The organism is Pseudomonas sp. MM227, from assembly GCF_947090715.1.
Classification (GTDB): Bacteria; Pseudomonadota; Gammaproteobacteria; order Pseudomonadales; family Pseudomonadaceae; genus Aquipseudomonas; species Aquipseudomonas baltica.
This window is the reverse complement of the sequence record NZ_OX352319.1, coordinates 2235761-2262037: the sequence shown is the minus strand read 5'-3', so window position 1 is coordinate 2262037 and position 26277 is coordinate 2235761. Positions and strand designations below refer to the sequence as shown.

Sequence of the window (26277 nt, the reverse complement as noted above, 5' to 3'; positions counted from 1 at the left end):
CCATGGAACGCATCCCTATATTGCAGATGGGCGCGTACCTGCTGGTGACCATCCAGGTCGACATGCACGATCAACTGGCGCTGGCGCTGCAGGATGACCTGTCGGAAAAGATCAGCAAGACTTCGGCCCGAGGTGTGTTGATCGATATCTCCGCGCTGGACATGGTCGATTCGTTCATTGGCCGGATGATCGGCACCATCTCCGGCCTGTCGCGGATCATGGACGCCGAAACCGTGCTGGTCGGCATGCAGCCCGCCGTGGCGATCACGCTGGTCGAGCTGGGCATGAACCTGCCGGGCGTGAGCACCGCGCTGAACGTGGAGCGCGGCATGCGCCTGCTGCAGGCACGGGTGAACGGCTCATGAACGTCGAGAGCAGCGGCAGTCAACCGGTGCGCCTCGAACAGGACGTGGTGCTGGCCCGCCAGACCGCGCGCAAGCTGGCCCAGGACTGCGGCATGCGCCTGATCGACCTGACCAAACTGGTGACGGCGGTCAGCGAGCTGGCGCGCAACACCGTGGTCTATGGCGGTGGCGGCGACATGGACTGGCAGATTCTCGACGACGGTGTGCGCAAGGGCCTGCGCCTGACGTTTCGCGACGAAGGCCCGGGCATTCCCGATCTGAAGCTGGCGCTGACCGACGGCTGGACCTCGGGCAACGGGCTTGGCCTGGGCCTGACCGGTGCACGTCGCCTGGTCGAGGAATTCGAATTGGACACCGCGCCTGGCCAGGGCACCCGCGTGACGATCACTCGATGGACCTGACCTTGCGCAGTGTCATCACCCAGGTGATCGCACTGCAGGACCCCAGCCAGGTCGGCGAAGCCCGTCGTGCCGCGCAGAAGATGGCGCAGGCGCAGGGCCTGGACGAAACCGACTGCGGCCGCGTCGCGCTGCTGGCCACCGAGCTGGCCAGCAATATCCTCAAGCATGCCGGCCACGGCGAGCTGCACCTGCGTGCCCTGCCCCATCCAACTTCACCGGGTGTGGAACTGCTGGCAGTGGATTGCGGGACTGGTTTCGAGCTGCACGAGTGCATGGCCGATGGCTATTCCACGCGCGGCACTCAAGGCATCGGCCTCGGCGCGCTGGCGCGGCAATCGGAAGTGTTCGATGCGTACAGCGACGCCCGCGGTTCAGTGGTGCTGGCACGCCTGTACCGCAAGCGCGACAAGCTCGCCGACCTGCGCCTGGGCGTGACCCAGCGCTCGCTGCACGACGACCCGGCGTGTGGCGATGCCTGGCAGGTAACGTTCGCCGGCGAGGGTATCAGCGCCGTGGTGGTCGATGGTCTCGGTCATGGCGAAGAGGCCGAAAAGGCCGCACGCGCAGGTTGCCAGGCGTTCGCTCAGGCACCGTTCGCACGGCCCGAACATGTGCTCGACGACATGCACCAGGCCATGAACGGCACACGCGGTGGCGCAGTGGCCGTTGCCCAGTTCGAATACCACGCCGGGCAACTGCGTTTCGCCGGCATCGGCAACATCGGGGCCACGCTGCTATCGCCGGGCAAGAGCCGCGGACTGGCGTCCCATCCGGGCATCGTCGGCGGACAGTTCCGTCGCGCGCAAGCCTTCACGTTCGACGAGGCGAACGAGCAGTTGCTCGTTCTGTACAGCGACGGGTTGCAGTCGCGCTGGAACATGGCCGACTACCCGGGTCTGGTCCACCTTCACCCCGCCATCATTGCGTCGGTGCTGTACCGCGACTTCTGTCGCGGCCGCGACGACATCACCGTATTGGTCATCGCTCTGGAGCCACCCCATGTCTGAACCCCTCGATCTGGATGCCGAGGCCAGTGCGGCATTGATCGCCCAACTGCGTGCCGAGGCCCAGGCCTTGCGTGACGAACTGGATGAAACCAACCAGGGCGTGCTGGCACTGTATGGCGAACTTGACGGCCAGGCTGAGGAACTGCGTCAGGCTTCGGACCTCAAGAGCCGCTTCCTGTCCTACATGAGCCACGAATTCCGCACCCCGCTGGGCTCGATCCTGAGCATTACCGGCCTGCTTGCCGATGAACTGGACGGCCCCTTGGCGCCGGAGCAGCAGAAGCAGGTGAGTTTCATCACTCACGCCGCCCAGGAACTCAGCGACATGGTCGACGACCTGCTCGACCTGGCCAAGATCGAGGCAGGTCGGATCAGCATATCGCCGGCATGGTTCGACATGTTCGATCTGTTCTCGGCGTTGCGCGGCATGTTCCGGCCGATCGTCAATGCCAGCGCCGTGGACCTCATATTCGAAGAGCCTGTTGGCTTGCCACGCCTCTATACAGATGACAAGAAACTCGCGCAGATCCTGCGCAACTTCATTTCCAACTCGTTGAAGTTCACCCTCGCAGGTGAGGTGCGGGTGTCGGCCAGGCTCGAATCGCCATCGCAGATCCGCTTCGCCGTGAGCGATACCGGTATCGGCATTCCCGCCGAGCTGCACGGTACGTTGTTCGAGGACTTTGCCCAGATCGATTCGCCGGTGCAGAAACGCCTGCGTGGCACCGGCTTGGGCCTGTCGCTGTGCAAGCGCTTCGCCGAGTTGCTGGGCGGCACGGTTGGCGTGCAAAGCAGCCCGGGGGTGGGCTCGACATTCTTTGTGATCATTCCGTTGGCCATTGCGCCGGAGCCTGGCCATGACACCTGAAGTGCGGGTACTCATCGTCGACGACAACAGCGCCACTCGCTACGCGCTGCGGCGCCGATTGGAACGCCACGGCATCGTCATTCTGGAAGCCGGCACCGGCGGCGATGGCTTGGCGCTGATCGCCAGCGAGCAACTGGACGCGTTGATTCTCGACGTCAACCTGCCGGACATGAGCGGCTTCGACATCGTCCGACTGCTGCGCGCCAAGCCGGCCACCGCCCTGCTGCCGATCATCCATGTGTCGGCGGCGTCCATTCAGACCGGCGACATCATCACGGGTCTGGAAGCCGGAGCCGATGCGTACCTCATCCATCCAGTGGACGCCGACGTGCTGTTGGCCACCCTGCGCACTCTGCTGCGCGTGCGTGACACCGAGAACGCGCTGCGCGAAAGCGAGGCACGCTTTCGCGAGATTTTCGCCAACATCGCCGCGCCCATCGCGGTGATCGACGAGCAGCTGCAGGTGATCGAGTGCAATCATGCGTTCTCGCAACTGCTGCCTACCCCGGTGTCCCTCACCAGCCTGCAAGCGCAACTGGCGGCCGGGCAGGAAAGCGTGCTGGACGACCTGCAGGTGCGCTTGAGCAAAGGCGAACGCTGGCGTGGCAACCTGACCATCAGAGTCGACGATCAACTGCGTGAAACCGAATGGCAGGTCTCGCCCTATCGCGCGCCCGGGCACAGCCTGGTGTTCATCGAGGACGTGACCGAGCACCGGCAGCGCGAGCGTCAGCAGCAGATCCAGTTGGCCGACGCACAGACATTGCTGGCGCAGGAAGTGGCCGAGCGCGCGCGCACCGAGACGCAACTGTTGCAAGTGCAGAAAATGGACGCCCTGGGCAAGCTTACCGGGGGTATTGCGCATGACTTCAACAACCTGCTGACCGGCATCATCACGGCGCTGGAGCTGATCAAGAAGCGGGTCGAGCCCGCCGGTGTGCAAGGTGCCACCGGCAGCGTCGACAAAGCCGTGTCACGCTACGCCGATGCGGCGCTGCAGTCGGCAACCAATGCGGCCGCCCTCACCCATCGCATGCTGGCCTTCGCCCGCCAGCAGCCGCTCGATACGCGGCCGATCGCGATCAACCAGCATGTGCATTCGCTGGAAGACCTGTTGCGCCGCACCATCGGTGAACGGATCACCCTGAGCCTGGACCTGACCGACAGCGCAGCCATCGCCATGGTCGATCCGATCCAATTCGAGAATGCGGTGCTCAACCTGGTGATCAATGCCCGCGACGCGCTGCCCGAAGGCGGCAACATCCGTCTGTCGACCTTCGCCGCCTATTCGCGGGGCGACACGCGCCTGGCCGATGGCGACTACGTGGTGCTGTCGGTACGTGACGACGGTACCGGGATCGATCACAGCATCATCGACAAGGTCTTCGACCCGTTCTTCACCACCAAGGCCGTTGGCAAGGGTACGGGGTTGGGTCTGTCGACGATCTACGGATTTGCCCGGCAGTCCGGTGGCGACGTACGGATCCGCAGCCTGCTTGGCCACGGCACCGAGGTGACCCTGATGCTGCCGGCTGGCCTGGCGCTGCTACCGCAGCCCAGCGAGCCGGTGCAGTTGGAGAACCGCGGTAACGGTGAGCACTTGCTGGTGGTGGAAGACATGGCGTCGGTACGGATGTTCGTGGTCGAGGCGCTGATCGACGCAGGGTACCGCTGCACCGAGGTAGAAAGTGCGCTGGATGCATTGGATATCGTGCGCGATGACCCGTCGATCCAGCTGCTGTTGACCGACGTCGGCCTGCCGCAAATGAACGGCCGCGTTCTCGCCGACGCTGCTCGCGCCTTGCGTCCCGAACTGCCGGTGCTGTTCATGACCGGCTACGCGGAAAACGCCTTGGACCTGCAGACCTTCCTCGCTGAAGGCATGGACATGGTCATCAAGCCCTTCCGCATGGGCGACCTGGTCGGCCGCATCACCCACCTCCTCGAACGCGATCCCCCGTAGCAGCGGCGCAAGCTGCGTCGGTGGTACACGCGTTCTGCCTGACCCACCACACCCCCCCCGGACGCGGCTTGCGCCGCTGCTACAGGCGAGTGATTTGTAGCAGCGGCGCAAGCCGCGTCGGCGGTTTATACGTTCTGCCTGACCCACTACAGCGCGCCCGGACGCGGCTTGCGCCGCTGCTACAGGCGAGTGATTTGTAGCAGCGGCGCGAGCCGCGTCGGCGGTCTACGCATTCCTTCTGACCCACCACACCACCCCCGGACGCGGCCTGCGCCGCTGCTACAGGCGAGTGATTTGTAGCAGCGGCGCAAGCCGCGTCGGAGGTCTACGCATTCCTCCTGACCCACCACACCACCCCCGGACGCGGCTTGCGCCGCTGCTACAGGCGAGTGATTTGTAGCAGCGGTGCAAGCCGCGTCGCTGGTGCCCGCGTTCTGCCTGACCCACCACAGCGCTCCCGGACGCGGCTTGCGCCGCTGCTACAGGGGTTCTCGGTGCCTGTAGCAGCGGCGCGAGCCGCGTCGGCGGTGCACGCGATCGCTGATCACAGCCATATCGCGTCCCACAAAGGATAATCGCCAACCTTCTGAACCAACCCGGCGCGGACCGGGTTCATGATGATGTAGCGCGCTGCGCTTCTGAGATCCTCTTCGCGGCGCAGGGCACGGTCGTAATACCCTTTCTGCCAGAGTCGACCACAGGCGCCGTTGCGGCGATTGATGGCCAGGCTGCTGCGCGCTTTCATCCGGCAAACGATCGTAGCCAAATCGCCTTTTCGCAATTGAAACAACCAGTGCAGATGATCCGGCATCACCACCCACGCCAACGACTCTACGTCCCCTGCGTCATGCAGGGCGCGCAACTGAGCAACCAGCGCCCGGGCGGTTTGCAAGCAGGAAAAAACGGCAGCCCGATCAGCCGTCACACAGGTGATCGAGTAAACCCAGCCTACCTCGCTGAAGCGCCCCTTGCGCAATACATAGGCTTTCCTGCACGCCGACATTCCCTGTCCACCGAAAAGCCGTCACCGTAGAAAACAGATGGCCCCTAGGCAAGCGCACAATCATTGCCGGATCTGACCAGGCTTTTAGAACCCCGAGCCGGCCTTGTCCAGGCAAGCATCGACCTCGGCATCAGTGGGATAACGCAGGATCTCCAGCGAGTCAGACGTCCAGCTCACCAGGCCCAGTTCGGCAAATTCGCCGAGCCACCCCTCCATCGGCCATTGCGCCCAGCGCTGGTGAAAGCGCTGAGCATTGGCCACGATCGCCGAAAAATGGTTGAGCGGCGGACGCCAGGTCGGGTGGTATTGATGGAAGGCCAGGGCCGCTGCCACTCGTAGCTCGACGCCTTGGTGACGCGCGCTGAACGCGAAATCGGTGTCTTCGGCGCCGTAGCCCAGGTACCCCTCGTCAAAGCCACCGATGCGTTCGAATACCTCACGGGTGCAAGCGAAATTCAGCGACCAGAACAGGTGATGCGCAAGCAGCGAACCCGGCTTCCCGCGGTATTGGCTGAGCGGATGGGCAACGCCGTCGCGCATCAACGTGGCTTGAGTCCAGTCTTCCATCCGGGCGGTACTGGGCAAGTAACGGACCTCGCCCAGGTGCAGGGCTTCAGGCCTTTCGCGCAGCGCGGCAGCGTAATCGGACAGCAGGCTTTGGCTCGGGATGCAGTCCACGTCGAGGAACACCCAATGCTCGCCCCCGCATTGGCGCACGGCATTGCGCGCTTTCGCCAGCGGCAAGCCATGAGAAGCATCGTCGACCACGAGGCAGTGGATAGGAAAGCACTCGCTGTGCAAATCACGCGCCGGCTGATTCATGAACACCACCCAGAACGCCTCGGGCATCAGGTTGCCCTGCTCCAGTCCACGGATGACATTGTCCAGCTGTCGCTCGCGGCCATGCACCAGTGTGATCACACTCACCATGTCACGTTCACCTCGTCAGAACCCACTCACCTTGCACAACCCCGGCAACCGCGCCGGCTCGCCGTAACCGCTGCCCGCCGGTGCACACCGGCTGACGCGCACCGATCCGCTCCAGGCAATGCGCCGGCCGCGGGCCTCCACCTGTTCGATCAGATGCCGTTCGTCATGACCCAAGTTCGCATTCAGCCCTCCGGCATCCGTGTAGGCCAGGGTGCTCATACCGAGATTGGCCATATGCACGTTCGAGCGCCGTTCATCCATGGTCACCGAGCGCCGCCGCCGACCCTGGACGAAGCGGCTGGCACCCGGCTCGGCATCCACCCGCCCGCACACAGCGTCGACCCCGTAGGCCAGTTGCGCGGCCAGCCAGTCATCAGGCACCCGCACATCCGCTTCCGTCCAGGCCAGCCATCGTGCGCCCGCCTGTACCAGGTGTGCGGCGCCTGCGGCCCTCGCCGCTACCTTGTTGGCGGCATTGGTATCGATCAGCCGTACCGGATAGCGCTGGGCGATATCGCGCGACCTGTCGCTGCAGGCGTCGAGCACCACGACGATGCGTACCAGTTCGGTACACAGCGTGCCGTGCTCGGCAGCCAACATGACCGAGCGCAGGCATCGGTCGAGACTGGCGTGCTCGTTTTGCACAGGAATGATGACGCCGATCATGCTGAACCTCTTGAAGAGACGAAATCGTCGAGACCATGCTGGCCATTGACCAGCAATCGACTCGAAGATGAACGAGAGGTTTCAGATAAACGATGAAACGTGCAGATTCATTCAAGACCGATCTTGAGCAATTCCCCGTCGTCGTCATCGGTCAACACATACAGATAGCCATCCGGGCCTTGGCGCACGTCGCGGATCCGCTCGCCGCGTTCACCCAGCAGACGTTCCTCGTGAACCACCTTGTCACCCTCGAACTGCAGGCGAATCAGGTCTTCGGAGGCTAACGCACCGATGAACAGATTGTGGTTCCAGCGCTTGAACTTGTCGTTGTCATAGAACGCCATGCCGCTGATGGCCGGTGACTTTTCCCACACATGGTACGGATCGGTGATGCCCGGCCCGGTCTTGCCGCGGGCCTCGGGAATCGGTTCCCCGGAGTAATTGATCCCGTGGGTGTAGAGCGGCCATCCGTAATTGGCGCCGCGCTCGATGATGTTCAGCTCGTCACCGCCACGGGCGCCGTGCTCATGGGTCCAGAGGGTGCCGGTCCACGGGTTCAGCGCAGCGCCTTGCTGGTTACGATGCCCGAATGACCAGATTTCCGGACGCACGCCCTTCTGCCCCACGAACGGGTTGTCCTTGGGCACCTTGCCGTCGGCGAAGATGCGCACGACCTTGCCCTGCAGCTTGTCCAGGTCCTGAGAGGTGGCACGCTCGTTGTTCTCGCCCAGGGCGATGAACAGGTAGCCGTCGCGGTCGAAGACCAGACGGGAACCGAAGTGATTGCCGACCGACAGCTTCGGCTCCTGGCGGAAAATCGTGGTGAAGTTTTCCAGATGAGTCAGGTCTTCGGACAACCGTCCACGACCCACGGCGGTGCCGCCCTTGCCATCCTGGCCCTGTTCGGCATACGACAGGTAGACCATGCGGTCGGCCTTGAAGTCGGGTGACAGCACCACGTCGAGCAACCCGCCTTGATTCTTCGCCCATACCTGCGGTACACCGCTGATGGGTGAAGAGATTTTGCCCTCGGCGCTGACCACGCGCAGATCACCCGGTTTTTCAGTGACCAGCATGCCCTTGTTGTCCGGCAGGAAGGCCAAACCCCAAGGGTATTTGAGGCCTTCGGCCACGGTTGTCACGGTGATCTGGCCCAGTTCGCTCGGGTAAGTGGTCACCGTTGCCGCCGAAGCGGCCAGTCCGTACAGCGCAAGGCCGGCGCAAGCCGAGGCCAAAAGGGTTTTCTGCAGCATGGGCTTATCCTTCAGCAAGAATGGAGTGATCAACGCGTGCCAGGGGCGGTGCGGGGTTGTTGGGTGCCGTTGGCCGGGCGGCGCAGGTTCTCGCCGTTGCCGATGCCGCGGTTTTCAAGCGTCGGCGGTCGCGGATTGTCGGTGCGCGGCGTCGGCTGGCGCAGTTGCGGATTGGGCGCGGTAGTGCCCTGGCGGCTGTTCGGATTGATCCGTCGAGTGGGGCTGTTGTAGGGATTGGACGTATCGTTGGCGGCTACGGTGATTGGCTGACGCGGTTGCTCGGTGGTGATCGACACGTGGGCCATCGCCGAATGAGACAGCATCGTGCCAAACATCAGGAACGCCAGTAGGGACAACTTCATGGGTATCTCGCCCTCGATCACAGTGGATTCAGGGATTTGAGGATGAATTGTCCCTGACGTTCGCCGCGGCATGGCCCGGCGAGCTCGTCGAGGTGATTCACCATGTTTCAAATATCGACCTGCACCACTCAAGGTTGGGTCAGGCCGAGCCTCTCGTGCCACTGCGCAAGCGACTCGTCCGGGTACTGTTGAAACTGCCGATCGTGCTTGCCGGACTGCACCTCGACCCAGCTCGCCTTGGAATCGAGCAGCAGGTGGGTGTGTTCGGGCGGCACCGGCAACTCGCTGTCGATGGCACTGGCGAATGGATGCACCAGCTCCGGCCAGGCCGGATCGAACAACCACAAGGCGCTGCCGCACAGATGGCAGAAATGCCGCTCGGCAGTACTGGGGTGAGTGCCGCTGCCGTTCTCGTCGGGCAACCTGGCATGGTAGACGGTGATATGACTACGACCCTGCACATTGAGACTGGCCGCCTCTGCGCCCAGGTTGATGGCGTAACCGCCGCCACCCTGGGTCTTGCGGCAGATCGAACAGTAGCACCGCTGATAAGGGTAAGGATGGGCGCTGTGCAGGCTGAAAGTGACGGCACCGCAGTGACAGGATCCGTGCAGTTGCATGGCTGAACTCCGTATCGAGTGGCGATCAATGAGCGGTTGATGAACGTTCAGCGTAGACCCTGCACGGGCCGTTCAGTTTCGCAGGTAGCGCCCGCTGGCCGCGACGAACAGGAGCAGCACGATCAACACGCCCAGGGCAATCGACAGGCTGCTGGCGTGGGCCACGAAGCCGATGAAAGCCGGGCCTACCAGGATGCCCGCATACCCCAGGGACGTCATGGCAGGAATGGCGGCGCTCTGCGGCATGGTGGTCTGGCGCCCGACCGCGGTGAACAGCACCGGGACGATGTTCGAGCAGCCTGCGCCGATCAAGGCATAGCCCAGCAACGCCGCCGGCCACGCCGGAACGGCCAGCGACAAGGCCAGACCGATTGCCGCGCAGAGCCCACCGTACAACGTGACCCGGGCGCCACCGAAACGCGAGACGATGGCATCGCCGGTCAGGCGGCCGATGGTCATGGTCGTGGCGAAGGCAGCGTAGCCAAGCCCTGCATAGGCAGGTTGCATGTCGCGCTCGGAAACCAGGAATACAGCACTCCAGTCGAGCATGGCCCCCTCGGTGAGAAAGACGATGAAACACAGCGCCCCGAGGAACAGCACGATCCCACGTGGCACGGCGAACAGCGGGCCATCGCTTTCATTGCCATAGGGCAGCAGATGCGGCGCCGCCTTGAATACCGCGACAAGGGTCAGCGCTACCACGCAGGCCACCGCCAGCAGCGGCGTCAGGCCGAGCGCAAGCAAAGCGGTCATGCCGCCCGCTCCGAGGATGCCACCCACACTGAACAAACCGTGGAAGCCGGACATCATCGGCCGGCCACTGGCCTTCTCGACCAGCACCGCCTGGATGTTCATGGCGCAATCGATGGCGCCCATTCCGGCGCCGAACACCAGGATTGCGGCAATCAACAGCGGCAGGGTCGCCACGCTGGCCAGCAGCGGCAACGTCAGGCAGATGAGCAAGGCTGCACCGACGATGACGCGTCGGCAGCCCCAGCGCGCGCAGAAATAACCCGCCAATGGCATGGCCAGGATGGAACCTGCGCCCAGCCCAAGCAGCAGCAGGCCCAGGCTGCCGTCGCTGAGCTGCGCCCGCGCCTTGGCCAGCGGCACCAGCGGCGCCCAGGCGGCCATGGCGAAGCCGGCGATGAAGAAAGCGATACGGGTGGAAAACTGCTCTTGCCGACCCGGCGTGGCGGTGGCGAAGGTGCTGCTCGACGACATGATCAAAGCCTTGGATAAAGAGTTTCATGCAGCCGCGCGCACCGCTCGAGCGACAGGCGACTACCTTGAATGCAAGAAGAACAATCGCGACAAATGCCGTGGATCGGCGAACTTGCCGGTAAAAATTCACTCAACGACTGGTGTACCGATCAATAGAGCGACCCGCATTGTGTTCAGTTCCCCGGCGAAAATCCTCCTCCCCCTGCTGTTCCTGCTGCTGACTTCCACCCTGCAGGCCGCTGAAGCCCCGGCGGCCGATGCGCCTGTCGAAGAACCAGCACCGCTGGTGCAAGGCGGCTTGCTGGGTGCCATCAGTACCGGCATCGACGACGTGCAGAAGAAGCTCGATCTCGACGAACATCTGCTCGACACCTGGCGCCTGCGCACCGACCGCGCCGCCAGCGAGGTCGATAAGCTGATCAATCGACACTCCCACTCGGCGCTCGACCTGGCAACGGATTTCATTCTGCTGTCGGTGTGTTGGATGGCAGCGTTTCTGCTCGCGCATTTTCTCGGGCGCTTCATCGTTGCCCGCAGCGGCCACCGTCGTTTCGTCCGCGAGCGTCCGCGCCTGCACAACCTGTTGGGCTACATCCTGCCGTTCACCTTGCCGGCTATCATTGCCCTGCCAGTGACGCTGTATGCCAGTCACTCGCTGGACGCATCCATCGCCAGAGCCATAGGCATGTCGCTGGCCTACGCCACCAGCAGCGGCATTTTCTCCACCTCGGTGATCATGTGCGTGATCACGTTGTTCGACAGCGGTCACAAGCGGGCTGCGGTTACGGTGCTGCGTCGCTACGCGCCGCGCCCGCTGTTCATGATCGGCTTTCTGGCAGCCCTGAGCGACGCCCTCACCAGCCCGCAGATCGCCCGCCAGCTGGGCACCAACTTCACCGCCAGCCTGGCGGTGGTCGCGGGCCTGTTCGCCACCTTGTCCTTCGCGGTGCTGGTGGTGCGCATGCGTCGGCCGGTGGCCCATCTGATCCGCAATCGGCCACTGGCGCAGCGCCTGCAGCACCGCGGAGTGCAAGAGTCGCTGCGGCTGTTTTCGGCGCTGTGGTACCTGCCCATCCTGCTGATGATTCTGGTCTCGGCGGTGCATCTGATCGGCGCCGGCGAGGAAAGCCAGAAAGCCTTGCAGAACGCCCTGCTCACCACCGTGCTGCTGATCGCTACGGTGTTCCTCAGCACTGTCATGCAACACCTGTTCAAACCCGCCGCTGCCGCCACTGCCGCACCCCGCCTGCGGCCCTATAAAGAGCTGCTGCGCAACCTGGGCCACGCCGTGGTGCGCATCGTCATGGCCATCGCCTTCATCGAACTGCTGGGACGCATCTGGGGCGTGTCGATGCTCGAATTCGCCGCCAGCAACAGAATGGGCCGGGCGATCAGCGATTCGCTGAGCAGCATCGGCTTGATCCTGCTGGTCACCTGGCTGTTGTGGGTGGTCCTGGACACAGCCATCCAGGAGGCACTGAAGCCGTCGGTCGGCAAACGCGCCTCGCGCCAGCCGAGCACGCGGGTGCTGACCATCCTGCCGATGCTGCGCAACGCCATCAAAATCATCCTGCTAGTGATCTGCACCATCACCACCATGGCCAACCTGGGCATCAACGTCGCGCCGCTTCTGGCCGGTGCCGGGGTAGTCGGCCTGGCCATCGGCTTTGGTTCGCAGCAGCTGGTGCAGGATGTGATCACCGGCCTGTTCATCCTCATCGAAGACACCATCGCCATCGGCGACTGGGTGGTACTCGACTCCGGCCACGCCGGCACGGTGGAGAGCCTGACCATCCGCACCCTGCGCCTGCGCGACGGCAAGGGCTTCGTGCATTCGGTGCCGTTCGGGCAGATCAAGGCAGTCACCAATCAATCCCGGCAATTCGCCTACGCGTTCTTCTCGGTGCAGTTCACCTACGACAGCGACATCGACACCGCCCTGGACCTGATCAAGCAGGCGGGGCAATCCATCGTCGAGGACGTGATGCTCAAGCACAACCTGCAGGGTCCGTTGCAGGTGTTCGGGGTGGACAAGATGGACCTCAATGGCATCGTCCTGACCTCGCAATTCCGCACTGTGTCCGGCGGTCAGTACGGCGTGGGCCGGGCATTCAACGAGCGCCTGAAGAAGCTGGTCGACCAGCATGACAACGTGCGTTTCGCCCAGTACTACCCTGCCCTCGGCCTGCCCGCCCCGACCCCGGCCTGAATTACCCGCCGCAAAAAAAACTCGGCACCGACGTTCACAGGGTGCGTGAACGTCGGTGCCGAGGTGTGCGTCGATGGTGATGGAGCGGGCGGATCAGCTACCGGCGCCGCCGTGGGCTTCTTCGAAGAAGTAGTCTTTCCAGCTGTCTGCCTTGTTCTTCAGCACACCTAGCTCATGCAGCCGTTCGGCATATATGAAGGTGCGTTGCGGCACCACCGTGAAGTCGATCTCCGGGTCCTGGACGATCTTTTCCACGAACGCCTCGCTCAAGGTCGATTTCTCCACGCGAATATAGGTCTTGGCTGCGGCGACCTTGTCGGCCTTGACGATCTGCGCGGCCTCCACCAAAGCGTCGTAGAACGCCTTGTAGGTCTTTGGGTTGTCGTCGTGGAATTTCTGCGTGGTGTACAGCACATTGAAGGTGGCCGGGCCGCCGAGGATGTCGTAGCTGCTGAGCACCTTGTGCACCTTGGGGTTTTCCAGGGCCTGGTACTGGAACGGCGGGCTGGAGAAATGCGCGCTGATTTCCGAACCGCCGGCCATCAGCGCCGAGGTGGCGTCCGGGTGGGGAATGCTCACCGAAATGTTATCGAATTTCTTGAATTCCTTGTCGCCATAGAGTTTGGCCGTCTCCAACTGCAAAGTGCGCGACTGGAAACCAACCCCTGCGGCGGGTACCGCGATGCGGTCCTTGTCGGTGAAGTCCTGCAAGGTCTTGACGTCAGGATTGTTACTGAGCAGGTAGTTGGGCATCGAGCCCAGCGACGCGATGGCCTTGACGTTCTGCCGACCCTTGGTGCGGTCCCAGACGGTGAGCATCGGCGGCACGCCGGCCGACACCACATCCAACGCACCGGCGAGCAATGCCTCGTTCATCGCGGTGGCTCCGGAAATGCTGTTCCAGTCCACTTCGATGTCCACGCCTTGCTGCTTGCCGTGTTTCTCGATCAGCTGCTGGTCACGCACGACATCGAGGATCAGGTAGCCGATGCCGAACTGCTGGGCGATGCTGATCTTGCCTTCGGCGCTGGCGCCGCTGGCCAGCAGTGCGCCGGCCAGGCCGCAGGCCAGGGATAGCTTGCTTGCAAATACCATGATGAAGTCTCTGGACTAGAGGAAATGGACTCAGCGCTGCATGCCCCAGCGCTTGATGGTGAGGCGTTCGAACGTGTTGAACAGCAGGTTTTCCACCAGCAGGCCGATCAGGATCACCGCAGCCAGGCCGGCGAACACCTTGTCGGTGTACAGCTCGTTGCGATTCTGGAAGATGTACCAGCCCAGGCCACCCTTGCCCGACGAGGCGCCGAACACCAGCTCTGCGGCGATCAAGGTGCGCCAGGCGAACGCCCAGCCGATCTTCAGGCCTGCCAGGATCGACGGCAGCGCGGCCGGAATGAGGATGTACCAGACGAATCGCAGCCCTCTCAGGCCGTAGTTGCGGCCCGCCATGCGCTGGGTTTCCGAGACGCCGAGAAAGCCGGCGTAGGTGTTCAGCGCCAGCGCCCACAGCACTGAATGCACCAGCACGAAAATCAGGCTGTTCTCGCCCAGGCCGAACCACAGCAGTGACAACGGCAGCAAAGCGATGGCCGGTAGCGGGTTGAACATCGCCGTCAAGGTGCTGAGCAAGTCACGCCCCAACTGGGTCGACACTGCCAGCGTGGTCAGGCCAAAGGCCAGGACGATGCCGATCAGGTAGCCCTTGATCAGTACCGTCAGCGAAATCCATACCTTGCCCAACAGCTCGCCACTGGCCACTCCGTCGATGAAGGCATGGGCGGTCTGCATGAAGCTGGGCAGCAGCAGGTCGTTGTTCTGCCAACGGGCGGCCAGTTCCCAGATTACCGCGAGGGCCAGCAGGATCACGCCCTTGCGCACCCAGGCCTGTTGCCAGATACGCTGCGGCCAGGAAATATCGCGCACCAGTTCGGCTTGAGTGAACGGCTCCAGAGTGACTTCATACTCCTGGCGCACGGGTGGGGAAAGGCTCATGTCGTTGCTCCGAATTCGGCGAGGTCAGTAGGCGATGCGCAGGCGCTGGAAATCCAGCGGGCGGTCCAGCTCAGGCGCTTCGCCCTCGTCGAACAGCAGGCGATGGATGCGCTGGGCACTGGCCTGGAAATCGACGCCGCCCAGGCTGCTCAGGTCGAACTGGTGGCTGTTGATTTCCGCCCGCACCCGCCCCGGGTGCGGCGACAGCAGCAAAATGCGGTTGCCCACCACCAATGCTTCTTCGATGGAGTGGGTGACGAAGAGCAAGGTGAAGCGCACTTCCTGCCATAGTTCCAGCAGTTCTTCCTGCATCTTGCGCCGCGTCAGTGCGTCGAGCGCCGCGAACGGTTCGTCCATCAGCAGGATCTTCGGCTGCATGGCCAGCGCGCGAGCGATGGCGACCCGCGCCTTCATGCCGCCAGACAACGTATGCGGGTAGGCATCGGCGAAAGCACTGAGGCCGACCTTCTCCAGGTAGTGACGGGCGCGCTCGTTGGCTTCGGCGCGTTTCAAGGTGCGCGACGCCAGCAGCGGGAACATCACGTTCTCGATCACGGTTTTCCAGGCGGGCAGTTGATCGAACTCCTGGAACACCACGATACGGTCCGGGCCTGGCTCTTCTATGCGCTCACCGGCGAGGCGAATCTGCCCTTCGCTGGGCTTGATGAAGCCTGCCACGGCTTTGAGCAGCGTGGATTTACCGCACCCGGAGGGACCCAGCAGGACGAAGCGATCGGCACGGTCCACTTCGAAGCTGACCTGATGCGTTGCGCGCACCACCCGTTCGGAGGTGCGGTATTCGAGGCTGACGTTGTCCACCTGCAGCAGGGTCTCGGCAGTCGGCCGTTGCCCGGGTACACCTGCGATATCAGCGCTGGCCGTGTGGCCTGGCAGTGCAGCGTTCATGCAAGACTCCCTATCAAAACGGCGCATCGCCCTGGATGGTGGTGCGGTACAACTTGCGCCGCAGGTGGTCCGGACAGCCGGCCGCGAGGTGTACCAACGAGCGGTTGTCCCAGAACACCATGTCGTGTGGCTGCCACTGATGACGGTACACATGCTCATCGCGCACGCTGTGGGCATAGAGCTGTTGCAACAGGTCGCGGCTTTCATCTTCGGGCAGGCCCACGATGTGCGTGGTGAAGCCTTCGCTGACGAACAAAGCCTTGCGCCCGTTCTCTGGATGGGTGCGAACCACCGGATGGGTCACGGTGACCACCTGGGCCAGCTGTTCGGCACTCAGGGTCGGTCGCCAGTTGGCGGCGTTCTTGCCCTCGCTGTAGCGCGCGGTATAGGAATGCACGGCGTGCTTGCCCTCAACGGCCTGGCGCAGTGCTGTGGGAAGAGTGTCCCAAGCCCTGTGCATGTCGGCGAACAAGGTGTCACCGCCTTCGCTGGGTAATTCCTGCGCATGCAGCATGGAGCCCAGGCTCGGCAGTTCTTTATAGGACAGGTCCGAATGCCAGTATTTGCCGGCGTCACCCAGCCCGACCGGCTGGCCGTTCTCGACAATGTTGGAAACGATGAGGATCTCCGGGTGCCCCGCCAGCAGGAACTGCTTGAGCACATGGATTTGCAGCACACCGAAACGACGGCTGAAGTCGATCTGTTGCTCAGGGGTGATGCGCTGATCGCGAAACACCACGACATGATGGTCGAGATGGGCGCGGTGAATGCGGATGAAGTCTTCGTCACTCAACGCCAGGCGCAGGTCCAGGCCGACGATTTCGGCACCGACATGGCCGGCCAGCGGGCGAACTTCGAATGCTTGACGTGAGGTTTCAGGAAGGACGGCGGCCATGTTGTGCTCCGACTCTGGCTATTGAGTACGAGGGGATAGCCAGACTGTAGAGCTATAAGAATAGAATTTTAAATATCGTTATCGCATAACGATATCGCTGTCGGGACTTTCAGCTGGTGGAGTCTCGTCGGATGTCTCTGATCCGCTTGAAGTTTTTTTTAAACGCCGTGAAGAAAACAACAGGATTGGCTGTCAGAAACCCGCTATTGACCCGGCGCTATTGCGAAACGTCTTACAGTCAAATACTGTACGCACGTACAGCCAATAAGGAATTCTGTCGTGACCACTGCCACCCCTGCCGCGCCGAGCGCCTATGAGCGTCTTGGCGTGCGCGTCCAGAAGATCATCAATTCGCCCACCGCGCAGAAGTCTCGCGCCGCCCTCATATTCCGCCTCGAGCACGAAAGCGAGGACGATTGGGCACAAATGCTCGAGGAAATCGCCGAGAACGACAACGTCACCCTCGCCCACCGCGACGACGGTGGCGTGCAGATTTTCTGGGTCGTGCCGAAGGAAGATTGATTCGATGATGGTCCGCAGTTTTTTCATCAGCTTGATGTTGTTCAGCTTTACCGCGTATGCCGATGCCCCACGCACGTTCAGCGAAGCCAAGAAAGTCGCCTGGAAGCTGTACGCTCCGCAGTCCACCGAGTTCTACTGCGGCTGCAAGTACACCGGCAATCGGGTCAACCTTGCGGCGTGCGGCTATGTACCGCGCAAGAACGCCAACCGCGCTGCGCGCATCGAGTGGGAACATATCGTGCCGGCCTGGCAGATCGGCCACCAGCGCCAATGCTGGCAGAACGGCGGGCGCAAGAACTGCACCCGCAACGACAAGGTCTACCAGACCGCCGAAGCCGATCTGCACAACCTGGTGCCGAGCATTGGCGAGGTGAATGGCGACCGCAGCAACTTCAGCTTCGGCTGGCTGCCCGAACAACGCGGGCAGTACGGTTCATGCCTGACCCAGGTCGACTTCAAGACCAAGAAGGTCATGCCACGGCCTTCGATCCGCGGGATGATCGCGCGCACCTATATGTACATGAGCAAGCAGTACGGATTGCGCCTGTCGCGCCAGGACACCCAGCTGTACCAGGCCTGGGACAAGACCTACCCGGTGCAGGTCTGGGAGCGCCAGCGCAACCAGCAGGTGGCGTGCGTGATGGGCCACGGCAACGCCTTCGTCGGGCCGGTAGACCTCAAGGCCTGCGGCTGAAGCCAGAGAGCCCTGGCGTGCAACCGCGCTTCAGGGCTTGTCGGCCTCGCTGAACGGCATCACCACCGATTCGATACCGCGCGAGCCCATGAGGCGAGCGCGCTCCTTGTCCGCTTCGGCCCGGCTGTCGAACGGCCCGAGGTAGACCAGGGTCTGGCCGTCGCGCTGGACGAAGCTGGCAACGAAGCCGTTTTCCACCAGACGCGCCGCCATGTCAGTCACCGAGCCCATGTTGCGACCCGAAACGATACGCACCTCCCAACGCTGCCCTGGCTGTTCGGCTACATCGACGGGCGCCAGCAATTCCTCGGCGCTGCCGCACACTTCGCGCACGCGAGGGTCGTTGCCATCGTTGTCGATGACCACTTCGAACCGGTCGCCATGGGGGACGGCCGCGTAGCTGCGGTAGGGCCCGTAGACGCCCTGGGCATTCTTGCCCTTCACCTGGCCACAGTAGTTGCCTTGATCGGTGGTGCGAACATTGGTGAAGCGCGCCGTCTTGGGGTTCTCCAACAGCTGCGACACCGCCTCATGGGCTTTTTCGAACGCGGTACCGCAACCGGCCAACGTCAGCATTGCCATCACCATCATCAACTTGCGCACACGCCTACCTCCAGAATTCGAGGCGCCGATTTTATCACTATCCACCCGGCCGGCGCCCGTTCTAGCGTCGACCGCCGCTGACGCCGCGGCAACGTCGTGGCATCATGCAAGCCTTACCTTTTCGAATAGCCAGCAGGGCCCCGACATGATCGCCAAAGAAGACCGCAACTCAGCCGCACTGGCGATATTCCTCGACGCCCACCCCGAGTTGCGCGAGGAGATTCAGGTGCTGGACAGCCGCGAGCAGGCCGAACAGGTGCAGTGGGCCTTCGAGGACGAGGCGCAGGCCCAGGGCCTGGAACCGTGGGAGCTGGCGCTGCAATTGATTGCGCAAAGCCCGGAAGAACTCAAGGCGATGCGCCTCGAGGTTCACCAGGAAGTGGCAGACGCGCTCGGGCTGAGCTGGGAAGACTATTGCGAATTCAACGCCGTCGAACTGTGACATGACCGACGGTCTCAAGCTGAATCGAACCCTGCTTGCCCATCGTCTCTCGAAAGCATGACACCCACGTCAACTTGCGAGGCATGCCATGACTATCGATCTCGATCCCATCCCGCTTATCGGCCAGGCCGGAGAATCACCTCTCGACGATGAGGTGCACGGCGATGGCGCCGCGCTGAACGACGCCGATGCAGACGAGCCCGAAGCAGGCCCGGACGATCTGGACATCGACGGCGCCGATGCGTCCACCGAACCCAGCTGAGCATTGGGCATCGGTCCTGCGATTCGCCAGGGTGACATGAAGCTTGCCTTGGCGACCCTTCACGCAAGCGATCAATAGTAGTTTTTTGCCATCACCACGGAACTGGCCAATGGCCTGCATGTCTGATGCCCGGTAACACGGGAGTAAACTATGACAAGCCGGTTCACGGACTACGAGATTCGCTACGTCCTCAACGGTGAGGCCAGGCGCTTTCAGCAGCGCGATACCCACATGAGCGATGCCGATGCGTTGTACTACGCCGCGCTGCACTCGGGCATCGGGCTGGTCTATGGCGGCACCAACGCGGCAGAACATGCGGCGCAACTCAGAAGGCATGTCGAACGCCGCGGGCTGCGTGACGTACAGTGGCGACCATTGAACTGAATCTGCGCGATCGGGCGGGCGGCATTGATAGACTGCAGCAACCCGTAGCGAGGTGGCCGCGATGTTCGATCACGATCTATTGGCTTTGCATTTGATGCGCCTTCATCAGCATCAGCAGGCATACGCTGGTGCCTTGGCCGACGTGCGACGCTGCCTGCAGCGGCCCGGCGCAGGTGCGGAGGTTCACCAGGTGCTGGCTGACCTTGAACGGCGCAGTGCGGAACTGGCCACCCTTATCGAAAGGCTCGAACACATCACCCAATGAACGCAAAAAGGGCCCACCTTTCGGTGAGCCCTTCCAGACCGCCCAGCAGAGCGGATTTTGTTTGGTAGGCGCGATTGGACTCGAACCAACGACCCCCACCATGTCAAGGTGGTGCTCTAACCAACTGAGCTACGTGCCTGCTGTGAGGCGGCATTCTACGGATTCGGGGTTGCCTGTCAACTCCTTTCTGCGCGCTAACCCTATGAAATGCGGAATTATTTTTGGCGCGGGTGAATTCGGCATGCTGGTGAGGCAAGGGCAACTGCGTTAGCATCCGGGCACAGGCGAAATCCCATCGAGCCGAGGTTGCCGGATGTCCAGCATGCAATACCCCCCGTCCTTCTACGCCGCATCTGCCAATGCAGCGCCGTCTCGCCCTGCCCTCCAGGATGATATCGAAACGGACGTGTGCATCATTGGCGCAGGCTACACCGGGCTGTCCAGTGCGCTGTTCCTGCTCGAGCGCGGTTTCAGCGTCTGCGTACTGGAGGCGGCCAAGGTCGGCTTCGGTGCTTCGGGGCGCAACGGTGGGCAGATCGTCAACAGCTACAGCCGGGATCTGGATGTGATCGAACGCAGCGTCGGTGCCGAACAGGCGCGGTTGCTCGGCGACATGGCTTTCGAGGGCGCGCGGATCATTCGTGATCGGGTCACTCGCTACGGCATCAATTGCGACTTGAAGAACGGTGGCGTATTCGCTGCACTGACGCTCAAACAAATGAAGCACCTGGAGGGTCAACAGCGCCTGTGGGAGCGTTATGGGCACACCCAGCTGGAGCTGATGGACCAGACGCGCATCCGCCAGGTCGTCGATTGCGATCAATACATGGGTGGTCTGCTGGATGTCAGTGGCGGGCATATCCATCCTTTGAACCTGGCGCTGGGGGAGGCGGCAGCGGTCGAATCGCTGGGCGGGCGCATCCATGAACAGTCCCCGGCGCTGCGTATCGAGCGTGGCGCCAATCCTGTCGTGCACACAGCTCAGGGCCGGGTGCGGGCAAAATTCGTGATCGTTGCCGGCAATGCGTACCTGGGCGAGCTGGTACCGGAACTGGCGGCCAAGTCCATGCCCTGCGGCACTCAGGTGATCGCCACGGAGCCCTTGGGCGAGGCGCTGGCGCGCAGCCTGCTGCCGCAGGACTACTGTGTGGAAGACTGCAACTATCTGCTCGATTACTACCGCCTGACGGCCGACAAGCGCCTGATTTTCGGCGGTGGAGTGGTGTATGGCGCGCGGGATCCCGCCAATATCGAGGCGATCATCCGACCGAAGATGCTCAAGGCGTTCCCGCAGTTGGCGCAGGTAAAGATCGACTACGCCTGGACGGGCAACTTCCTGCTGACCTTGTCGAGGCTGCCGCAGATGGGCCGCCTGGGCGACAACATCTATTATTCCCAGGGTTGCAGCGGGCATGGGGTGACCTACACCCATCTGGCGGGCAAGGTGCTCGCCGAGGCGCTCAGCGGCCAGGCTGAGCGTTTCGACGCTTTCGCCGATCTGCCCCATTACCCTTTCCCTGGCGGCCGCACCTTCGGCGCGCCGCTGACCCAACTGGGCGCCTGGTATTACAGCCTGCGCGATCGCCTGGGGTTTTGATCGGAGCGCGAGCAGCCTGAAACCCTGCGGCGTCCCCGGACGCGGCTTGCTGTGGTGGATCAGGCAGAACGCGTGTACCGCCGACGCGGCTCGCGCCGCTGCTACAGGCACCGCAATCCCCCGTAGCAGCGGCGCAAGCCGCGTCCGGGCGCGCTGTGGTGGGTCAGGCAGAACGCGCACACCGCCGACGCGGCTCGCGCCGCTGCTACAGGCACCGCGATCCCCTGTAACAGCGGCGCAAGCCGCGTCCGGGGGCGCTGTGGCGGGTCAGGCGCAACGTGTGCACCGCCGACGCGGCTCGCGCCGCTGCTACAGGCAACGCGATCCCCTGTAGCAGCGGCGCAAGCCGCGTCGGCGGTATAGGCGCTTTACCTGATACACCTCGACAACCCCTTTCGCGGCCGATGACCGCTCCTACGGCGGAAGCGTTCAGGGGCCGAGCGCTTTGCGGGCGCGGGCTGCGGCGGGTTCCTGGCCGGCTGCGGCGGTTTCGCCAGCGGCGTCCAGCCAGCGCTGGCGGTCGACCTTGGCCGGCAACTGGTTGGGTTGCTGAACCAGAATGGCCCAGGCACCGGCGCTCTTCCACGCCGAATCGAAGCTGTCGAAATCCATCGTCAGACGTCGGTTCATCCCCGAGCGCAGCAAAACGTGCCGTTTGAATCGGTCATAGCCCACCAACAAGGCATACCGCGGTTGCGACCAGAACGCCGAGCCCTCGCTGTAGCGCAGCAACACCGGGTTACCCGCCGCCACTTGAGTCAGCAACGCGTTGAGCTGCGGATCGAGCGCATACACCAGCAAGCCATACTCGCGGGCTACCTGCGTGATGTTCTGCTGCAGGCGATCGGTTTCACCGGGCAGTTTCAGCGCCGGATCCAGCAACCCAGGTGTAATGGTAATGCCTTGTTGCGAGAGCATGCTGGCCAGCACCATCGAGCCACTCTGATTGGCGTTGCCCCGATAGAACGGTACGCCGTTGAGCTCCACTCGGTCCGCCAGGCCAGGCAGTGCCGGGCCGTTGTTGCTTGCGCAACCGGCCAGGCCTGCTACCAGGCTGCACGCCAGCAGTAGACCGGCCACGACGTTAGATCTGGGCTGCATCGTATTCCCTTGCTCCGTGGCGACACACACTGTGACGCCGGAACAGCCATCATAGATTTCCCGCAGCCAGCGGTATAGCGGCTGAACAATGGACGGCCGCACAGGCCCGGCCGATGCACGCAAATGACCTTTCGTCAATAGGTTGAAACGCCCGCAAACCCTCAAGGTCATCTATTACGTGACCTAGAAGACGCGAAAGCAATGGAGGTAGTGATGAGCCTTGCAATGATAATCTTCAGCCTGATTGCCGGCTGGATGGCCGTAGCGGCCGCCATGCTCTGGGGGGTGCTGCGAATCGCTCGCCGCCACCAGCACGCGCAGCCGCAGCCTCGGGCAGCCAAGCGCTCTGCGCCGGCCGCACCCCGTCGCACCGGGACTCCTCAGCACGTCTGACCCGTCCATCCGGAACGTCAAGCCAGCCTAAAATCAAAGGCGAAAAAAAGGGGGCATCCATGCCCCCTCGCTTTGTCTGCCGCCTTTACGCTTCGCGATTGGCCGCCAGCTTGCGCTGCTTGGACCTGCGCGACCACATGTTCAAGCCCTCGATCGTCGCCGAGAACGCCATCGCTGCGTAGATATAGCCTTTAGGCACGTGTGCACCGAAGCCTTCCGCGATCAGCGTCATGCCGATCATTATCAAGAAGCCCAGGGCCAGCATGACCACCGTAGGGTTGTCGTTGATGAACTTGGCCAGAGGCTCTGCGGCCACCAGCATCACGATGACGGCGCTGACCACGGCGATGATCATGATCGGCAAGTGCTCGGTCATGCCCACGGCGGTGATGATGCTGTCGATGGAGAACACCAGGTCCAGCACCAGGATCTGACCGATCGCCGAGGCGAAGCTCATGCTTACCTTGTCGCCGATCTTCGCCTCTTCCTGATCGACCGGATCCACGGTGTGGTGGATCTCCTTGGTCGCTTTCCACAGCAGGAACAAGCCACCGGCGATCAGGATGACGTCCTTCCACGAGAACCAGTGATCCAGCACGGAGAAAACCGGCTCGGTCAGTTGCACGATGTACGCCACGGTACTCAGCAGGCCCAGGCGCAGGATCAGCGCCATGCTGATACCGATACGGCGTGCCTTGGCCTGAATTTCCTTGGGCAGCTTGTTGGTCAGAATCGAGATGAATATCAGGTTGTCGATGCCCAGCACGACTTCCATGATCACCAGGGTCACCAATGCCACCCAGGCGGTGGGGCTTGAAGCCAGTTCCAGTAGGTATTCCATGTATCGTTCCTGCCCTTATCACGGTTCGCTGAATGTCTGGAGAGGCTCGGCTGGTGCCGCGCACGCTAGCAAGCCCCAACTACTGGCTCTTTGCTAGCGAGGCATTCTAGAGACACGGACACCTCTGGAAAATTCGTATTTTTACCAGTTACACTTCGGTTTTTACGAAGTGTAGGTCGCCGTGCTCAATTATCGTCAGCTTCACTATTTCTGGGTCGTTGCGCGCACCGGGAGCATCGTGCGTGCCAGTGAGCAACTCAACCTCACCGCACAAACCATTAGCGGTCAGATCAGCCTGCTTGAAGAAACGTTCTGTGTGAAATTGTTTCGGCGTGTTGGCAGGCATCTTGAGCTCACCGAGGCGGGTCGCCAGGCCCTGCCCTACGCCGAACGCATGTTCCAGATTGGCGGAGAACTGGAGGCGGTGCTGCGGACCCAACCCGATGAGGAACAGATTCCTTTTCGGGTAGGCGTGGCCGACGTGGTGCCCAAGTCGATCGTCTATCGGCTGATTGCACCGACCATGGAACTGAGCGAACCCCTGCGCATCACCTGCCGGGAAGACAAGCTGGAGCGGCTGCTGGCCGATCTGGCGATCCAGCGTCTGGACATGGTCATCTCCGACAGTCCGATGCCATCACACCTGGACATCAAGGGCTACAGCCAGAAGTTGGGCGAATGCGGCATCAGCTTCTTCGCTACCGAGCAGCTGGCCGCACGCCATGGCGGCGATTTTCCGCAGTGCCTGCACGGTGCACCGCTGCTGATTCCCGGCCAGGAGAGCGTGCTGCGCAGCCGGCTGATGCGCTGGTTCGGCGATCAAGGGCTGCTGCCGCGGGTGGTCGGCGAGTTCGACGACAGTGCACTGATGCAGGCCTTCGGACAGTCGGGCAGCGGCATCTTCATCGCGCCCAGTGTGATTGCCGATGAAATCATGACCCAGTACCAAGTGCGGCTGATCGGGCAGACCGAAGCCGTCACCGAGTCTTTCTACGTGATTTCGGTAGAGCGCAAGGTCAAGCACCCTGGCATCGTGGCCATCACCGAAGGTGCACGCCGCGAGCTGTTCACCGCGCCGGCCTGACCCGCGGCCGCACATTGCCCCGAGGTTTTTCCGGGGGCTTGCGGACAACTATGGCAACATTGGTCATCGGCTTTCACACAAAGGGTGCCCCCATGAAGATCATCAACGCCAGGTTGCGCAAGACCGAAGGCCTCCACACCGTCACCTGCAGCGGTGCCCGCATAGCGGCGGTCCAGGCACAAACCAACAGGGTCCAGGCTCATGGGGATGACATCGACGCACAGGGGCAATTGTTGATAGCGCCGCTGGTCGAGCCGCACATTCACCTGGATGCCACCCTCACGGCCGGTGATCCGCAATGGAACATGAGCGGCACCCTGTTCGAAGGCATCGAACGCTGGGGCCAACGCAAGGCGAGCATCACCCACGAAGACACCAAGCAGCGCGCCCTGACCACCATCGGCATGCTCGCCGAACACGGCATCCAGCACGTACGCACGCACATCGATGTGACCGACCCGACCCTGGGCGCGCTCAAGGCCATGCTCGAAGTGCGCGAAGAAGCGCGCCACCTGATCGATCTGCAGATCGTGGCGTTTCCCCAGGAAGGTATCGAGTCCTACCCCGATGGCCGCCAACTGATGGAGCGCGCAGTTGCCATGGGGGCCAACGTGGTGGGCGGAATTCCGCACTTCGAGAACACTCGAGAGCAGGGCGTCAGCTCGATCAGCTTCCTCATGGACCTGGCCGAGCGCACCGGTTGCCTGGTGGACGTGCATTGCGACGAGACCGATGATCCGCATTCACGGTTTCTCGAAGTACTCGCCGAACAAGCTCGCGTGCGTGGCATGGGCAGCCGGGTCACGGCCAGCCACACCACGGCGATGGGCTCGTACGACAACGCCTATTGCTCGAAGCTGTTCCGCCTGCTCAAACAGTCGGAGATCAGCTTCGTGTCCTGCCCGACCGAAAGCATTCACCTGCAGGGGCGTTTCGATACCTTTCCCAAGCGCCGCGGCGTGACCCGCGTAGCCGAGCTGGATCGGGCGGGCATGAATGTCTGCTTCGGCCAGGACTCCATCAAGGACCCGTGGTACCCGCTGGGCAACGGCAATATCCTGCGGGTCCTGGATGCGGGCCTGCACATCTGTCACATGATGGGCTTCGAAGACCTGCAGCGCTCGCTCGACCTGGTCACCGACAACAGCGCCCGCGCGCTGAACCTGGGCGAACGCTATGGCATCGCCGTGGGCCGCCCGGCCAACATGGTGATCCTGGGCGCCGAGAGCGACTATGAAGCGGTGCGCCAACAGGCCAAGGCGCGGGTGTCGATTCGCGGCGGCCGGGTATTGATGAATCGGGTACCGGAGCGGGTGGAGTTCAATCTCGGCTGACGGGCTGGACCCTGCTCGGTGCCGGTCCCGAGCCAACTGGCACCGTCGGCCGCTGACGTTGTATCTGACAGACACGTCCTACAGCACAAGG

At 62.7% G+C, this 26277-nt stretch carries 30 protein-coding genes and 1 tRNA gene; 16 read left to right on the top strand and 15 right to left on the bottom strand.

Features of this window, described 5'->3' with window-relative positions; genetic code table 11:
• The first annotated feature begins 2 nt into the window (after window positions 1-2).
• From ONG87_RS10200 to ONG87_RS10180, 5 genes are read left to right on the top strand one after another with little or no spacing between them, the layout of a single operon-like run.
• Complete coding sequence (locus ONG87_RS10200; protein ID WP_122478154.1) at window positions 3-365, top strand: STAS domain-containing protein; 363 nt, start codon at window positions 3-5, stop codon at window positions 363-365.
• Window positions 362-766, top strand: coding sequence for an anti-sigma regulatory factor (locus tag ONG87_RS10195; protein WP_049859585.1), 405 nt, complete (start codon window positions 362-364; stop codon window positions 764-766). Before ONG87_RS10200 ends, ONG87_RS10195 begins: the two co-directional genes overlap by 4 nt.
• Window positions 757-1773 carry an ATP-binding protein gene (locus ONG87_RS10190; RefSeq protein WP_264382793.1) on the top strand — a complete coding sequence of 339 codons (1017 nt, stop codon included), beginning with the start codon at window positions 757-759 and terminating at the stop codon, window positions 1771-1773. The genes ONG87_RS10195 and ONG87_RS10190 overlap by 10 nt, the downstream gene beginning before the upstream one ends.
• On the top strand, window positions 1766-2641 hold the full coding sequence (locus ONG87_RS10185) for a sensor histidine kinase KdpD (RefSeq protein WP_122478158.1): 876 nt from the start codon (window positions 1766-1768) through the stop codon (window positions 2639-2641). Before ONG87_RS10190 ends, ONG87_RS10185 begins: the two co-directional genes overlap by 8 nt.
• Window positions 2631-4604 carry a response regulator gene (locus ONG87_RS10180; RefSeq protein ID WP_264382792.1) on the top strand — a complete coding sequence of 658 codons (1974 nt, stop codon included), beginning with the start codon at window positions 2631-2633 and terminating at the stop codon, window positions 4602-4604. The genes ONG87_RS10185 and ONG87_RS10180 overlap by 11 nt, the downstream gene beginning before the upstream one ends.
• Before the next feature lie 544 nt (window positions 4605-5148).
• On the opposite strand, the gene ONG87_RS10175 is transcribed toward ONG87_RS10180, so the two are convergent.
• From ONG87_RS10175 to ONG87_RS10145, 7 genes are all read right to left on the bottom strand, one after another.
• Window positions 5149-5607, bottom strand: coding sequence for a transposase (locus ONG87_RS10175; protein ID WP_264382791.1), 459 nt, complete (start codon window positions 5605-5607; stop codon window positions 5149-5151).
• A gap of 84 nt (window positions 5608-5691) precedes the next feature.
• Window positions 5692-6537, bottom strand: coding sequence for a glycosyltransferase family 2 protein (locus ONG87_RS10170; RefSeq protein ID WP_197979547.1), 846 nt, complete (start codon window positions 6535-6537; stop codon window positions 5692-5694).
• A gap of 15 nt (window positions 6538-6552) precedes the next feature.
• Window positions 6553-7203: a glycosyltransferase gene (locus ONG87_RS10165; RefSeq protein WP_122478161.1), complete on the bottom strand. Its 651-nt coding sequence runs from the start codon at window positions 7201-7203 to the stop codon at window positions 6553-6555.
• A gap of 107 nt (window positions 7204-7310) precedes the next feature.
• The gene (locus ONG87_RS10160) at window positions 7311-8456 is read right to left on the bottom strand and encodes a PQQ-dependent sugar dehydrogenase (RefSeq protein ID WP_122478163.1); all 1146 of its coding nucleotides are present in this window, start codon (window positions 8454-8456) and stop codon (window positions 7311-7313) included.
• A 29-nt stretch (window positions 8457-8485) separates the two neighbouring features.
• Window positions 8486-8761: a hypothetical protein gene (locus ONG87_RS10155; protein WP_122478285.1), complete on the bottom strand. Its 276-nt coding sequence runs from the start codon at window positions 8759-8761 to the stop codon at window positions 8486-8488.
• A gap of 185 nt (window positions 8762-8946) precedes the next feature.
• Complete coding sequence (locus ONG87_RS10150; RefSeq protein WP_122478164.1) at window positions 8947-9438, bottom strand: GFA family protein; 492 nt, start codon at window positions 9436-9438, stop codon at window positions 8947-8949.
• Window positions 9439-9510: 72 nt separating this feature from the next.
• Window positions 9511-10662, bottom strand: coding sequence for an MFS transporter (locus ONG87_RS10145; protein WP_122478165.1), 1152 nt, complete (start codon window positions 10660-10662; stop codon window positions 9511-9513).
• A gap of 211 nt (window positions 10663-10873) precedes the next feature.
• On the opposite strand from ONG87_RS10145, the gene ONG87_RS10140 reads away from it, so the two are divergent.
• A complete protein-coding gene (locus ONG87_RS10140; RefSeq protein WP_240998788.1) occupies window positions 10874-12871 on the top strand; it encodes a mechanosensitive ion channel family protein in 1998 nt (665 codons plus the stop codon).
• A gap of 93 nt (window positions 12872-12964) precedes the next feature.
• Here ONG87_RS10140 and ONG87_RS10135 read toward each other — a convergent pair whose 3' ends face one another.
• From ONG87_RS10135 to ONG87_RS10120, 4 genes are read right to left on the bottom strand one after another with little or no spacing between them, the layout of a single operon-like run.
• Window positions 12965-13966, bottom strand: coding sequence for an ABC transporter substrate-binding protein (locus ONG87_RS10135; protein ID WP_122478169.1), 1002 nt, complete (start codon window positions 13964-13966; stop codon window positions 12965-12967).
• Between the two features lie 30 nt (window positions 13967-13996).
• Entirely contained in the window at window positions 13997-14863 is an 867-nt protein-coding gene (locus ONG87_RS10130) for an ABC transporter permease (RefSeq protein WP_122478170.1), read from the bottom strand.
• Window positions 14864-14887: 24 nt separating this feature from the next.
• A complete protein-coding gene (locus ONG87_RS10125; RefSeq protein ID WP_122478172.1) occupies window positions 14888-15769 on the bottom strand; it encodes an ABC transporter ATP-binding protein in 882 nt (293 codons plus the stop codon).
• A gap of 13 nt (window positions 15770-15782) precedes the next feature.
• Entirely contained in the window at window positions 15783-16664 is an 882-nt protein-coding gene (locus tag ONG87_RS10120; protein ID WP_264382790.1) for a TauD/TfdA family dioxygenase, read from the bottom strand.
• A gap of 279 nt (window positions 16665-16943) precedes the next feature.
• Here ONG87_RS10120 and ONG87_RS10115 point away from each other — a divergent pair, with 279 nt between their 5' ends.
• Together ONG87_RS10115 and ONG87_RS10110 are read left to right on the top strand one after the other, a co-directional pair.
• Window positions 16944-17186 carry a DUF1654 domain-containing protein gene (locus ONG87_RS10115; RefSeq protein WP_122478175.1) on the top strand — a complete coding sequence of 81 codons (243 nt, stop codon included), beginning with the start codon at window positions 16944-16946 and terminating at the stop codon, window positions 17184-17186.
• A 4-nt stretch (window positions 17187-17190) separates the two neighbouring features.
• Window positions 17191-17880 (top strand): endonuclease I family protein, encoded by a 690-nt coding sequence (locus tag ONG87_RS10110; protein ID WP_264382789.1) that lies wholly within the window; start codon window positions 17191-17193, stop codon window positions 17878-17880.
• Between the two features lie 30 nt (window positions 17881-17910).
• On the opposite strand, the gene ONG87_RS10105 is transcribed toward ONG87_RS10110, so the two are convergent.
• Window positions 17911-18483, bottom strand: coding sequence for an SPOR domain-containing protein (locus tag ONG87_RS10105; RefSeq protein WP_185793380.1), 573 nt, complete (start codon window positions 18481-18483; stop codon window positions 17911-17913).
• Between the two features lie 145 nt (window positions 18484-18628).
• Here ONG87_RS10105 and ONG87_RS10100 point away from each other — a divergent pair, with 145 nt between their 5' ends.
• The 4 genes from ONG87_RS10100 (at window position 18629) to ONG87_RS10085 (ending at window position 19836) form a co-directional block, all read left to right on the top strand.
• Window positions 18629-18925, top strand: coding sequence for a DUF6388 family protein (locus ONG87_RS10100; protein WP_122478179.1), 297 nt, complete (start codon window positions 18629-18631; stop codon window positions 18923-18925).
• 88 nt (window positions 18926-19013) lie between these two features.
• Window positions 19014-19187 carry a hypothetical protein gene (locus tag ONG87_RS10095; RefSeq protein WP_163007565.1) on the top strand — a complete coding sequence of 58 codons (174 nt, stop codon included), beginning with the start codon at window positions 19014-19016 and terminating at the stop codon, window positions 19185-19187.
• Window positions 19188-19337: 150 nt separating this feature from the next.
• Window positions 19338-19571, top strand: a complete 234-nt coding sequence (locus ONG87_RS10090) for a DUF6555 family protein (protein WP_122478181.1) — start codon at window positions 19338-19340, stop codon at window positions 19569-19571.
• Window positions 19572-19632: 61 nt separating this feature from the next.
• Window positions 19633-19836 (top strand): hypothetical protein, encoded by a 204-nt coding sequence (locus tag ONG87_RS10085; RefSeq protein WP_185793383.1) that lies wholly within the window; start codon window positions 19633-19635, stop codon window positions 19834-19836.
• A gap of 62 nt (window positions 19837-19898) precedes the next feature.
• Here the strand turns inward: ONG87_RS10085 and ONG87_RS10080 are convergent.
• A tRNA-Val gene (locus ONG87_RS10080) sits at window positions 19899-19975 on the bottom strand.
• Between the two features lie 174 nt (window positions 19976-20149).
• Here ONG87_RS10080 and ONG87_RS10075 point away from each other — a divergent pair.
• Window positions 20150-21433, top strand: coding sequence for an FAD-binding oxidoreductase (locus tag ONG87_RS10075; RefSeq protein ID WP_122478184.1), 1284 nt, complete (start codon window positions 20150-20152; stop codon window positions 21431-21433).
• Window positions 21434-21862: 429 nt separating this feature from the next.
• On the opposite strand, the gene ONG87_RS10070 is transcribed toward ONG87_RS10075, so the two are convergent.
• Complete coding sequence (locus ONG87_RS10070; RefSeq protein WP_122478186.1) at window positions 21863-22534, bottom strand: peptidase C39 family protein; 672 nt, start codon at window positions 22532-22534, stop codon at window positions 21863-21865.
• A 213-nt stretch (window positions 22535-22747) separates the two neighbouring features.
• On the opposite strand from ONG87_RS10070, the gene ONG87_RS10065 reads away from it, so the two are divergent.
• Window positions 22748-22927, top strand: a complete 180-nt coding sequence (locus tag ONG87_RS10065) for a hypothetical protein (protein WP_122478187.1) — start codon at window positions 22748-22750, stop codon at window positions 22925-22927.
• An 85-nt stretch (window positions 22928-23012) separates the two neighbouring features.
• On the opposite strand, the gene ONG87_RS10060 is transcribed toward ONG87_RS10065, so the two are convergent.
• Window positions 23013-23768 (bottom strand): TerC family protein, encoded by a 756-nt coding sequence (locus tag ONG87_RS10060; protein WP_122478189.1) that lies wholly within the window; start codon window positions 23766-23768, stop codon window positions 23013-23015.
• Window positions 23769-23949: 181 nt separating this feature from the next.
• On the opposite strand from ONG87_RS10060, the gene nhaR reads away from it, so the two are divergent.
• Together nhaR and codA are read left to right on the top strand one after the other, a co-directional pair.
• On the top strand, window positions 23950-24852 hold the full coding sequence (gene nhaR / locus ONG87_RS10055) for a transcriptional activator NhaR (RefSeq protein WP_122478191.1): 903 nt from the start codon (window positions 23950-23952) through the stop codon (window positions 24850-24852).
• 92 nt (window positions 24853-24944) lie between these two features.
• Window positions 24945-26186 (top strand): cytosine deaminase, encoded by a 1242-nt coding sequence (gene codA / locus ONG87_RS10050; RefSeq protein WP_264382788.1) that lies wholly within the window; start codon window positions 24945-24947, stop codon window positions 26184-26186.
• The last annotated feature ends 91 nt before the right edge of the window (window positions 26187-26277 follow it).